Origin of the sequence: Mucilaginibacter myungsuensis, assembly GCF_015222005.1 — a bacterium.
Lineage (GTDB): Bacteria > Bacteroidota > Bacteroidia > Sphingobacteriales > Sphingobacteriaceae > Mucilaginibacter > Mucilaginibacter myungsuensis.
This window is the reverse complement of sequence record NZ_JADFFL010000011.1, coordinates 1-12,050: the sequence shown is the minus strand read 5'-3', so window position 1 is coordinate 12,050 and position 12,050 is coordinate 1. Positions and strand designations below refer to the sequence as shown.

Sequence of the window (12,050 nt, the reverse complement as noted above, 5' to 3'; positions counted from 1 at the left end):
CGGATCGGTTTTTCAGGGTCTTTAGATATAATATCCAACTCATCTATTCTTTCAGTTAGCTGTTATTCAGTCATCAATCCTAAATTGTAAAGCCAAGTAAGGTTTGCGTGTTGTTGATCATAAGGAATGTACTCATCCATTTTGGAATATTTATCTATCAAATATGTATTTCTCGCCAATAAAAGCACCTTAATAAATTGATCCACTTTCGGTCTATATCTTTTAGTATTGATAAATTCTACTGCACCAGTGTTATCTTCTCTGGCAAGAAAGACACGCTTCTTATTCGTTAGTAAGAATATTGTCAACAAGAACATAGAGATACTAAAGTAGAGTATTTCGGCACCTCGTTCCACATCTTCTCCTAACCACCGGATCACAAAAATAGCTATGGCGATCACTAAAAATAATACTGACCAACCAAGCCAACGTAGGTTTCGGGTATTTTCAACTATTACTTTGGATCCAACAGATTCGAATTTGACAAAGATATCAGAATTTGATGCCATGCCTTTATTAACTAATCTGATACCGGAAGGTTGGATCGTATAGTGAAGTCTATCGAAATTAAGGTCGAACTGCTTCAGTTCCATCATTTCTTTAGTGTTCATATTATAAGACCGATAATACTATCTCCCCTCCTGCATCTGAAAAAACACCACAGCCAAAGCGATCAAGGCCAGTACAAACAATATCGCCAAGGTGATCTTGATCCAACTTAACGGCCGCTGACCGATCACTTCTCCGGTGTTGGCGTTGATGGTAAATTGGTAAACCTTGTTGTTATAGTTGTACGCACTCACCCAAACCGGCAGCATTACGTACTTGATCATTTTGTCCTGATGGTCGGTATCGGTGCTGTCGATGCGTTGGTCGTCGCCGCCAATGTCATGGCGGATGTCGGATAGTACTTGCGGGTGCATGATGTTGGCCGCTAACCCAAACCCTGTCTGGGGGTCTATCTGATAGGTCTCGGAGCGGAAACCGCTCATGTAACGTTCGTCAAATTTCACCATCGCACCGAAGTCCCAGGGACCAAGTTTGGTCAGCGTTTTTTCATCCAACGACTTACTGGCCGCTACCAGCACGTCATCAAATTGCCTTGCTACTGTCCCCGACGCGTACGACCAGCGGGTATGCCTAACCTGCCTTGTGCGGGATTCCTGCCGGCCATTGATCGTTACCGTGTAACGCTCAGTGGTGTAATAATAGTCGCCACGTTCGCCGGTGTAATCGGTAACGGCATAAGTATCATAAGCCCAATGCGGTATGTAAACGCCCCTAAGCGACGATGCGCTGCTGCGCACTTTCTTAGACAGATCATTGGGCGCCCACCACAGGCCTTTCAGCCATTTATCAAAAAAGGCTATGCCCTGCTGCTGATTAATACCGAAGGGTAACACATAGTGCGGCGGCACATATTGTTGTCCTCCCTTGAGATCCAACACTAAACCCGAGGCACAGAACGGACAACATTCAGATGAGACGAACTGATCCAGCACCGTCGTAGAGCCGCAATTATTGCAGTTGACCACCTTGTGCCCGTCATCCTGCCTGGCTGAATCGATACCGGCTACAAATTTTTCGTAATCGAGCGATATGATATGGTGTTCGGTACCATCGCCTTTTATCTCGTTGGTCTCGCCGCAGTATTGGCAGCTTAGGCTATGTGTGCCTGGTTTAAAATGCAGCAAAGCGCCGCACCCGCCGCACTTCAGCGAGTTTTTATCTAACTGGGCCGCGTTAGCTTCGTCTATCATAAAAAGATGTAGTTAGGCCAGCGGTGGCGGTTCGTTACTAAACAGATCGGCCAGTTCGGCAACCGTACTTGCGGCCGCCCAACCAGCCATGCCTTTTTTCCAAACCAGTGTATCGCGGGTGATGGCTTCGTTGCTTATCATAGCGTCAATTTCGCTCAGGCTACGCGGCCCTACCGACTTACCATCAACAGCCACATGGAATTCTACCGGCGCAGGCGGTGGCGGCGGTGGTGTTTCGTTACGGCCTTGGTTAGGGTCGAACTGGTTCTGCTGAAAAACGTTGCCCATCTGCCCCATCATAGCCGCCCCGGTAGCCAGGCCAATACCGGCCGATGCCATCGTACCGCCAATTGAATTACCCGAGGTTGCGTTTTGCTCCATCGCGTTAGCGGCCTGGAATTGCGCATAAGCGCCCAAATTACCAATGATGCCCATACTGCTGCGCTTATCCAGCACCTGTTCAACCTCGGCCGGCAACGAAATATTCTCGACCAATAGCTTGGTCACGTTAAGACCTATCTCGGTCATATCCGGCTGTACGGCTTTGGTGATCAAGGCGCCTAACTCATCGTAATTGGCGGCCAGATCAAGCACCGGCAGTTTTGATTGCGCCACGGCATCCATCGAGCGGGACACTACTGTGTTGCGCAATTGCTCGCTGATATCCTCGACATTGAAGTTCGGGTTGGTGGCCGATACCTCGGTAAAGAACATTTTAGGGTCAAATACCCTAAAATTAAATGAACCGAAAGCACGCAAGCGCACGGGGCCAAATTCCGCATCGCGGATCATCACCGGGTTTTTGGTCCCCCATTTTTGATTAGTGAACTGGCGAAGGCTCACAAAATAAATGTCTACTTTAAATGGACTGTTAAACAAATGCTTCCAACTATTTAACGTGGTGAGGATGGGCATGTTAGATGTTTGCAACTCGTACATGCCGGGCATAAATACATCGGCGATTTTGCCTTCGTTCACAAAAATGGCGGCTTGCGATTCGCGGACGGTCAACTTGGCGCCCATTTTAATGGCATTATCATTACGCGGAAATTTCCACACCAGCGTATTCTGAGTATTATCTACCCACTCTATAACATCTATAAATTCTCCTAAGAGTTTATTAAAAAAGCTCATGATCGCGTAGTCAAGGTTTAATACTTTAAATATAAAGAAAATATTATACGCGGCAATATCCTATCGTTAATATTTGATATTTGGACAGCGCGGGTTTACAGTTGTTACAAGAAGAGCGCAGATGCATTTCACCATGTCAATATTTCTTCATGATCTTGGCCAGCATCTTCGCGATTAGCTGATGGCCTTTGTCCGACGGGTGCAGGCCGTCGTAGGTCATCGTCATCGCATCCACCGGGTATGGATATTCGTCAGTTTTTGGATCAAATGGCACGTCCAGATAGTCAGGATATTTATAGTTGCGGTACTCCCCCGTTTTAGGATCTTTTAGGCGCTTATACGCGACGGCTGTTTTAGGCGTGACGCCGCTTTTGTAATAAAGATCGGCAAGGTCCAGTTTCTCCTCTTTGGCGATGGTCTTTATTGCATCCGCATATTCTAACAGATAATGCCCCGACCTGTTGGGTTTGTATGATCCGTAAATTATACTGTTCTGATTATTCAGATCCACAAAATCGGTGCGTTGCATTGGGGTGATCAGGATAATATGCGCATCGGCATTTAGCTTGCGGATATAGTCGATCAGCACCCTGTAAGCGCCGTAAGCGGTAGTTGTGCCAGTGTTGTTTTGATAGTCGGCAAGGGTTCCTATCGGTAGATCCACCCACCAATCGTTAGTGCCTAAAAATATGGAGTAAACGTTGGCTTTTTCCAAACCGAACTGGCCGATATTCTCCGCAATGCCTTTCACTGTCCAGCCCGGGCGACCATGCTCGGCAAAGCTGATGTTGGGTAGTTGCTCCACCAAATAATCCATATAACCATGCTTGATGCGACCTTTGGTATCGCCGATGTGGCTGTTATGATAAGTGATAGAATCGCCGATAGCCATCCAGCGTAACTTCTTTTCAGGCGCGAAGGCAGCCAAAGGAATTAAGATGATCAACGCCAAAACAGCACGACGGACAGTATATAATATTTTCATTTATACAGATGTTAAATTATTGCGGCAACTTACCCGGCTTCATCGGCTGCGCCGAAATATCGCTCTTAGCACCTTTGAAGCCGTACCAGTAAATTGTCGGTGCAAAGTCGGCGGCGTTATTCTCCCAACCAAGCGTCTCTAAGGTGTATTTGAAAGAGTTGGTGAACGGCACAGCATCCAAATTACGCGTACGGGTAAAAGTGTTATGCCCGAACGAATCGGGATTATCCGCCCTCGGCGCATTGGCGAATGGTGTTTGGTACAGCACCACCGGTGCCCACGATGTATTGTAATAATCCTCGGCCCCGGTACCGAACTCGGACGGGAATTTTTCGCCGTCTATCCAGAGCTTTTGATCGCCTTCGCCATACCATTTGTGCGAGTGGTTGTAAACTGCCAGGGCATCGCCAACAAATACACCTTTGCCGGTAATGCTGATCATGGTCCAATCGGTGGGTTTATTCTCCTCGTTATGTTTGAATGGAACTTTCTCTTCATTTTTCCAATCGGCGTGGAAATACATGCTGCGGGCATCCCATTGCCACGGGGCGGAGTAAGCATACCAAGTTAAGGAGACATTTATATCCCCGGTGTTCTCTAAAATAAGTTCGCCCGACTTTTGATAGGGCATCACCCAGCGGCTAATGATCTTGCCGTCGTCGGCAATAGTGCGGTAAAAGCTTTGCAAGCGTTTAGCGCCTGCCCCTGCGCCACCAAAGTCGCCGACCGGGACATTCACTGTCTGCTCACCATCCAATACCATTTTTAGCACCACCGAGCGTAAAGCCTGATCGCGATCTTCGGGTTTTTCTGTTTTCAGATCAATGGTTAACCAACGCACCGCGTTAGGGCCCGGCGGCAGGGCTAAGCTCCTGCTCTTACCTGATGCTAAAGAGATATCGTTCTTTTGGGTAGATGACCTTGGCGCACCTGGCGGATGTGACAATTTATAATTAGCACCGGCTACCAATGTATTGGCGCTTTCTAACTGTTTCAACGTGAACGTCTCCACCTTTGTCCCCTTAGGATACTGGCGGTAATTGATCTGATAATATCTCGGTTCAAAATTCTTCTCCAACTCCTCAAAGGTCACCTTGCAATGTTTAGCGTAAGGCATGGGCAGGTACAGGTTGCTACCGCCTTTCTCTTTAGCCTCGTAGCTGGAATGGCGTGTCAACAGTCCCGAGCCGATAGGCAGGCCGCTCTTCATCAGATCATAGGCAGGTATGGTAATCTCGGGCGTGGTCTGTCCGTCAAAATAGATACGGATATTGCCGTTACGTTTATAGGTCGTCAGCCAAAAACGGACGATAGCGCCGGGGCCATCCACATCCATCATTACCCGCTCTTTGCGACCTTCATTAGTCTCTTCGCGGATGTATTGTGTGCGGTCGTCATTAGCAAACCAGCCGGGCTGATCCGGCGATACCGACTTGCGGTCGTAGCTACTCGCTTGCATTTCTTTGTACATTGGATCGGGCCATTTGGCAACGGCACCATAGTCACCAAGATCTTTTAATAAAGTTGATAAGGTGACGGTCTTTTGTGCCAATACGCTCAGTGGCAACAGCAAGGCAAATAATAACAGGTTTCTTTTCACGGTAATGAGGGTTTAATAGGTGGCAGACATCCAAATATATTAAATAAGCCCGATGTATAACTTGTATTATCATCTCACTCTAATTATCAAATGACAAAACGTTTACGCAAGTATTTAGAAGCCGTCTAAACTATTGGGTAGCTTTGTTGCTATGGCAAATGAGTTGGTTGAATTGAACGTTACCGGGATGCACTGCAACAACTGTGCTATATCTGTGCATAAGCTTTTAGAAAAGAAGGGCTTGCAGAACGTGCTTGTCAACTTTGCAAGCGAGGAAGTAAAGTTCAGCACTAACGAGCAGGTTACCGTCCCCGAGGTTATTGCCGCCATAGAAGGCCTGGGTTACCACGTAATAGAGGATGCCACCAATCACCACGAAAAATTCTATCAAAAAGTAGATAACAAGCTGATTTTCTGCGCCATATTCACTGCTCCCCTATTGCTGCACATGGTTTTGCCATGGCATTGGCTTCACCACTCCACTATTCAGTTAGCCTTTTGTATCCCGGTGTTCATCGTCGGCTGCCTGCATTTTGGCAAAAGCGCCATTAACTCGCTTAGGGGCGGCGTGCCCAATATGGACGTGCTGATCATGATCGGTTCTACCGCCGCCTTTGTGTACAGCTTAGTTGGTACGATACAGAACCTTGGCGAGAATTATCTTTTTTATGAGACCTGTGCTACCATTATAACCCTGGTACTATTGGGTAACCTGTTTGAGAAACGATCGGTAACTCAAACCACTTCGGCTGTTAAGGATCTTGTGAAATTTCAGCAGGTGGATGCACGCCGCGTTATTGATGGCGAGGTCGAGGTGATCCATGCGACCGACGTCAAGTCGGGCGATATCCTGCTGATCAACACCGGCGATAAGATCCCTGTAGATGGCGATATCATTGACGGTGATGCCTCGGTAGATGAATCGATGCTGACAGGCGAAAGCTTACCCGTCGACAAAAAGAAATACGACAGCGTGATCGGCGGGACGATCTTACAGTCGGGGAGTATCCGTATTGTGGCTACCAAAGTTGGTTCGCATTCGGTACTGGCCCAGATCATTGATCTGATGAAACGTGCCCAAGCCGCCAAACCGCCTATCCAAAAACTGGGTGACAAGGTAGCGGGCATTTTCGTACCGGTAGTGATCTTAATATCATTGCTGACTTTCGGCATTACTTATTACGCCGTTGGCACATCGATGCAAACCGCTTTGATGAACGCAATTGCAGTACTGGTCATATCCTGCCCTTGCGCTATGGGCTTGGCTACACCTACCGCTGTAATGGTGGGCTTGGGCCGTGCGGCAAAGGGTGGTGTCTTGATCAAAGGCGGTGATACGATAGAAGCCGTCGCCAATACAAAATACGTAGTGTTTGATAAGACCGGTACGCTGACCACTGGTAAATTCAAACTGCAAGATATCAACGTGTTAGACGAAACGCCAATAGAAAAAATACGCGGTGTAATAACCGCTATCGAAGAACGCTCTAACCACCCTATAGCCAAGTCCTTAGTGGAACAATTGAAACCGCTGGCTAAAGAAAAAGTGATACTAAAAACCGTATCCGAAGAGAAAGGCCTGGGCATGCGGGCAATGGATAGCGATGGCAATAACTATTTCCTTGGTGCATCAAAAGACAAAATTGACACGGCTTTCAACCTTTCGCTGTACAAAAATCAGCAGCCGGTAGCGCGGATCGCCATTAACGACGACATTAAACCCGGTGCGGCGAACCTGATCAGTGAGTTGAAGAAATTAGGGATTAAGCCTGTCCTGTTAAGCGGCGACAAGACCGATCGCTGTCAAACCGTGGCCCAAGCCCTCGGCATCGAAAAGGTCCACGCCGAAAAACTACCTGACGAAAAGCTATCCATTATAGACGTTTACAAACAAAAAGGCAAAACTATTATGATCGGCGACGGCATTAACGATGCCCCAGCCCTTACCAAAGCCGACGTCGGTGTATCCATGAACGATGCCAGCCAGATCGCCATCCAATCGGCCCGTGTGATCCTGCTAAATACCGATCTTAACTCCCTGTTATTCTTTATGCGGGTCAGCAAGCACACGCTGATCACCATCAAACAGAACCTGTTTTGGGCCTTTGCGTACAACGTGGTAGCCATCCCATTAGCCGCCTGCGGCTTTATGAGCCCAATGCTGGGCGCGTTCACTATGGCATTTTCGGATGTGGTAGTCATCGGGAATTCGTTGAGGTTGAAGGTGAAGAATTTGAGATAAGTCTTAAGTCGGGAGCCTTAAGTCAAAAGTCCGTTAACGTTTGCTAAGCCCGTACAAGTCTGTGACTTGTATGACTAAGAATTTAAGCGTGTCGCTTAAATTCTTAGTCATCGTTTATTAATTTAAGCGGGACGCTTAAATAGAAGTTTAGTACAAGCCACAGGCTTGTACTGGCATCAAGACGTTTTGAACTAAGACTTCCGACTTAGACCTTAAGACTTCCCCTGCGGCAGCACGATCTCGAAGGTGGTTCCCTGTCCTTGTACCGATGTGATATTCATCGAGCCTTTCAATCCGTCTACCAAATGCTTAACCAGCGCCAGTCCAAAGCCGTAACCATTCTCGCCACAAGTACCATCGGTCGATTTGCAATCGCCTGATAATATCTCGGCTTTCTTGGCGTCATCCATACCTACACCGGTATCCTCTACAAAAATGTGCAGGTCGTTATTATGTTCGCGTAGTTTGATCTCCATACGTACGGTCACGCTGCCGCTTATCGGCGTGAATTTCATCGAGTTTGATACCAGGTTACCGATGATCTGCAGCAACTTATTCTTAGAGAATGGGATCACCTCGGTCTCGGCATTGGTGATCACCTTAAAGTTAATCTGTTTATTGATCGCTTGCGGCGTGTATAGCTTTTCCAGTTTCTCCTTCAGCAGGAGTTGGTTAAACTCATCGGCGCCAAGCTTTACATTCTTTTTAGGGTTATCGGCGCTTAGTATCTCGTCGGCCAGTTCCAGGATAGAATGGCCGCTCTTTTGGATCATGGTGATAAATTCCAACACCTCATCCAGCGTGTTCTCGTCACCCTGCTCAGCAATGATACGGGCCAGACCAATGATACCGCCCACAGGTCCGCGGATATCATGAGCGACACGTTTCTGTTTTTCGTTCGATTCCTTAAGGTCTACCTTGAGCTTCTGGATAGCTTTGATCGCCCTGAGCCGGTTAACGATCTCGTCGGCAATGATCTTCAGCATCTCCGATTTCTCCGGCGTGATATCCTTTTTCTGCGTATCCAATACGCACAGCGCACCAATATTGCTGCCATTGCTTGTTTGCAATGGCAAACCGTAATAATACTTTAAATTGGGGGCATCGGTAACGTAAAACTTATCCTTGAACTTGTCATCAGCAGAAAGATCATTCACCTCAAATCCCTCATCCTGCATAATAGTATGCTGGCAAACCGAATCCTCGCGGGGCATTTGATCCAGGTCCAAACCGAAGTTAGATACTGTCCATTGGGTGTACATATCTATCAGGTTGATCATTGAAATATCTGTACCGGCCACCTTGGCGGCCAGCTTAGTAAGCTCACTAAAGCTTTTTTGCAGATCGGTGTAATCAAGATCAAGGTCGGCTAATGCTTCCAACCTGTCCATTTCGTTAACAGGCATCGGAGATTGATAGGTGCTTTGGCTCATATATCGGCGTATCAGTTAATAATATAGCAACCAAATCTACACGATCATCCCCATATTGGTTTTTAATAAATGATCAAGCTTATTCGTTTTAGGAATAAAATCGATTGCGTTGCTCCTATCTGACGATATCATGACCGCTATAAAACCCGCTCATCATTACCAACTTATGCAAATGATGATTAAATTTACCAAATAGGCATGGCCTTTCACCCTAATTTACCTGTATGAAGAAAACTTTGATCATCCTTAGTTCATTACTTTCGGCATCGACCATCACCATTGCCCAGAACCGCCCCGGTGCAGAAGCGCGACCGGCAGCAGGTCAGTCGGTTACCATCGCATCGTTCACCCAAAACATGAAGAAGTACGATGGCTACTTCAACTTTTATTATGACGATAAAAGCGGCAAGATGTACCTGGAGATAGATAAGTTCGATACCGAATTCCTATACTTCAGTTCGCTGGTGAGTGGCGTTGGCAACGGCAACTCCGAGCGAGGCGGGGCATCATCGGCAGTGACCAAATTTGTAAAGATGGGGCCTAAGATATTCCTGATCCAACCTGTCACCGCCTATCGCGCCGTTAACGGCAATGCGGATGAGAAGAAAGCCGTGGAGGCCAACTTTGCTAAGTCAGTATTGTTCGCCTTTACGGCTGTTGCTACCGAAGGTGGTAAGTCGCTGGTTGATCTGACCTCTTTTATCGTGCGCGATGTGATGAAAGTTGGCGACGGTTTAGGACGCGGTTCGGCAGTTACGGGAGGTGGCGGTTATCGCTTGGATGACTCGCGGTCGGTAGTTTATATGGATAATACCAAAAACTTCCCAAAAAATACTGAGTTTGAAGCGATGCTTACCTTTGCCGGCAGCGGCCGTGGACGAATGGCGCCGGATAACTCGTCGGTAACGCTGAACGAGCATCAGGCTTTTGTGGAGCTGCCACCGCTGGCAGGTTATAAGATGCGCAAATTTGACCCACGGGCTGGATTCTTTGCTTTCCAGTATTTGGACTTTGCCGCACCTATGACCGAGCCGATCAATAAGAAATTTACAGAGCGCCATCGATTAGCCAAAAAAGACCCATCAGCAGCGGTGAGCGAGGCTGTGGAGCCTATTGTTTATTATATCGACCGTGGTGCGCAACCGATCATTAAAAAAGCTTTGATGGAAGGCGGCGCGTGGTGGAATCAGGCTTTTGAAGCGGCCGGTTATAAAAATGCATTTATTGTCAAAGAACTGCCCGAAGGTGCCGACCCCATGGACATCCGCTACAACGTAGTGAATTGGGTAACACGCTCCGGTTCGCCTACACGAGCATTCTCGTATGGGGCATCATACATTGATCCGCGCACCGGCGAGATCATTAAAGGGGTGGTGACCTTAGGGTCTGATCGTCACCGTGAGGATTTTTTGATCGCCGAAGGCCTGCTGCAACCTTATGTGGATGGCAAACCGATCCCTAAGCAAATGGAAGAAATGGCGCTGGCTCGCATCCGCCAGTTATCCGCGCACGAGATAGGCCATACCCTGGGCCTCACCCATAACTTTGCCGCCAGCTTTAAAGACCGTGCATCGGTAATGGATTACCCCTACCCACGCTTTAATTTAAAAACCGACGGCACTATCGACCTGTCCGACGCTTACGCCAAAGGCATTGGCACATGGGATAAACGAGCGATCATCTGGGGCTACTCAGACTTTGCCAAAGGAGTTGACGAGGATGCCGCACTGGATAAGATCATGAAACAGACACTGGCCGAGGGGCATCAATACATCCCTGATATTGGCGGCTATGCCCACCCCATGTCTAACCAATGGGAGGACGGCACCAACCCCATCGACCAGTTGAATAAATTGATGAAGGTGCGCCGCCATGTGCTGGATAACTTCTCGGAGAAAGCGATCCCAAAAGATGCACCCATGGCTACCCTGAACGAGGTTTTGGTGCCGATGTACCTATTACACCGTTTCCAGGTAGAAGCCGTGGCTAAATGGATTGGCGGGTTGTATTTTACCCATGCGGTTAAGAACGATGGACAGGCCCCGACAAAAATGGTAGACCCGGCCGAGCAGTGGCGTGCTTTTGACGCGCTGATGGCTACTATCACCCCGGATGCATTGGCCTTACCCGAAGAGCTGATCAAGAAGATACCACCGCGCCCCGAAGGTTTCCCCGGCAGTGTAGAGACCTTCAGCGGCAACACAGGCCCTACTTTTGACCCGATAGCCGCCGCCGAAAGCGCCGCCGGAGCAACCTTGGATAACTTGCTAATGAGCGAACGTGCCGCCCGCATTATTGAGTACAACGCCCGTGATGCTAAAAACCCAAGCCTGCTGGCCATAGTGGACAAAATGCTTGATCTTACCTGGAAAGCCCCATTACAACCCGGCTACAAAGGCGAACTGCAAATAATGGTGAACAACCTGATCTTAAAAAAACTGCTTGGCCTTGCCGCCGACAGCAGCAGCGGCGAGAACGTGCGCGGAGAAGCCCTGCTTAAAGTGACCGAACTGAAAGACTGGATGGCCGGCAAACTGACAAGTACCCAAGGCAAGGAGAAAGCCACTTTACTCTTCGGCCTGCAACAGATCGGCGAGTTTGAAAAAGATCCTAACAAATTCCAACCTACGCCGGTAGCTCAAATGCCACCGGGAGCGCCGATCGGTATGCCTGATAGGACTTTTGAGGTGTTTGAGAGGTATTAGTAACGGGTAACGAGTATTTAGTATCGAGTAGCAAGTGACTTTTCAGCGATCATTAAGTCTCGCTTCCCCGCTTGAGCCTATCGTGTGGACACATCTTTTATGATTAGTTTCGTGTCCGATGTCATTACGTAATTTTAGGGACCTTGCGGATAAAAGACTTGTTAGCCGTGGGAATAAGATATTAAGCGATC

General features: G+C 48.0%; 8 protein-coding genes. 2 read left to right on the top strand and 6 right to left on the bottom strand.

Features of this window, described 5'->3' with window-relative positions; genetic code table 11:
* Positions 1-62 precede the first annotated feature (62 nt).
* From IRJ16_RS20655 to IRJ16_RS20635, 5 genes are all read right to left on the bottom strand, one after another.
* The gene (locus IRJ16_RS20655) at positions 63-611 is read right to left on the bottom strand and encodes a hypothetical protein (RefSeq protein ID WP_194113557.1); all 549 of its coding nucleotides are present in this window, start codon (positions 609-611) and stop codon (positions 63-65) included.
* A gap of 18 nt (positions 612-629) precedes the next feature.
* Positions 630-1,760: a PepSY domain-containing protein gene (locus IRJ16_RS20650; RefSeq protein WP_194113556.1), complete on the bottom strand. Its 1,131-nt coding sequence runs from the start codon at positions 1,758-1,760 to the stop codon at positions 630-632.
* Between the two features lie 12 nt (positions 1,761-1,772).
* The gene (locus IRJ16_RS20645) at positions 1,773-2,894 is read right to left on the bottom strand and encodes an SPFH domain-containing protein (protein WP_194113555.1); all 1,122 of its coding nucleotides are present in this window, start codon (positions 2,892-2,894) and stop codon (positions 1,773-1,775) included.
* A gap of 136 nt (positions 2,895-3,030) precedes the next feature.
* Positions 3,031-3,879 carry an SGNH/GDSL hydrolase family protein gene (locus IRJ16_RS20640; protein WP_194113554.1) on the bottom strand — a complete coding sequence of 283 codons (849 nt, stop codon included), beginning with the start codon at positions 3,877-3,879 and terminating at the stop codon, positions 3,031-3,033.
* Positions 3,880-3,895: 16 nt separating this feature from the next.
* The gene (locus tag IRJ16_RS20635) at positions 3,896-5,479 is read right to left on the bottom strand and encodes a glycoside hydrolase family 172 protein (protein WP_194113553.1); all 1,584 of its coding nucleotides are present in this window, start codon (positions 5,477-5,479) and stop codon (positions 3,896-3,898) included.
* Positions 5,480-5,630: 151 nt separating this feature from the next.
* On the opposite strand from IRJ16_RS20635, the gene IRJ16_RS20630 reads away from it, so the two are divergent.
* A complete protein-coding gene (locus tag IRJ16_RS20630; RefSeq protein ID WP_194113552.1) occupies positions 5,631-7,721 on the top strand; it encodes a heavy metal translocating P-type ATPase in 2,091 nt (696 codons plus the stop codon).
* Positions 7,722-7,933: 212 nt separating this feature from the next.
* On the opposite strand, the gene IRJ16_RS20625 is transcribed toward IRJ16_RS20630, so the two are convergent.
* The gene (locus IRJ16_RS20625; RefSeq protein ID WP_194113551.1) at positions 7,934-9,154 is read right to left on the bottom strand and encodes a GAF domain-containing sensor histidine kinase; all 1,221 of its coding nucleotides are present in this window, start codon (positions 9,152-9,154) and stop codon (positions 7,934-7,936) included.
* Between the two features lie 224 nt (positions 9,155-9,378).
* Between IRJ16_RS20625 and IRJ16_RS20620 the strand changes: the two genes are divergently transcribed.
* Complete coding sequence (locus tag IRJ16_RS20620) at positions 9,379-11,859, top strand: zinc-dependent metalloprotease (protein ID WP_194113550.1); 2,481 nt, start codon at positions 9,379-9,381, stop codon at positions 11,857-11,859.
* Positions 11,860-12,050 lie beyond the last annotated feature (191 nt).

What these genes read in the sequence shown, in the direction of transcription:
- IRJ16_RS20655 (WP_194113557.1), bottom strand. Translation starts at nt 611, where the DNA reads ATGAACACTAAAGAAATGATGGAACTGAAGCAGTTCGACCTTAATTTC.
- IRJ16_RS20650 (WP_194113556.1), bottom strand. Translation starts at nt 1,760, where the DNA reads ATGATAGACGAAGCTAACGCGGCCCAGTTAGATAAAAACTCGCTGAAG.
- IRJ16_RS20645 (WP_194113555.1), bottom strand. Translation starts at nt 2,894, where the DNA reads ATGAGCTTTTTTAATAAACTCTTAGGAGAATTTATAGATGTTATAGAG.
- IRJ16_RS20640 (WP_194113554.1), bottom strand. Translation starts at nt 3,879, where the DNA reads ATGAAAATATTATATACTGTCCGTCGTGCTGTTTTGGCGTTGATCATC.
- IRJ16_RS20630 (WP_194113552.1), top strand. Translation starts at nt 5,631, where the DNA reads ATGGCAAATGAGTTGGTTGAATTGAACGTTACCGGGATGCACTGCAAC.
- IRJ16_RS20625 (WP_194113551.1), bottom strand. Translation starts at nt 9,154, where the DNA reads ATGAGCCAAAGCACCTATCAATCTCCGATGCCTGTTAACGAAATGGAC.
- IRJ16_RS20620 (WP_194113550.1), top strand. Translation starts at nt 9,379, where the DNA reads ATGAAGAAAACTTTGATCATCCTTAGTTCATTACTTTCGGCATCGACC.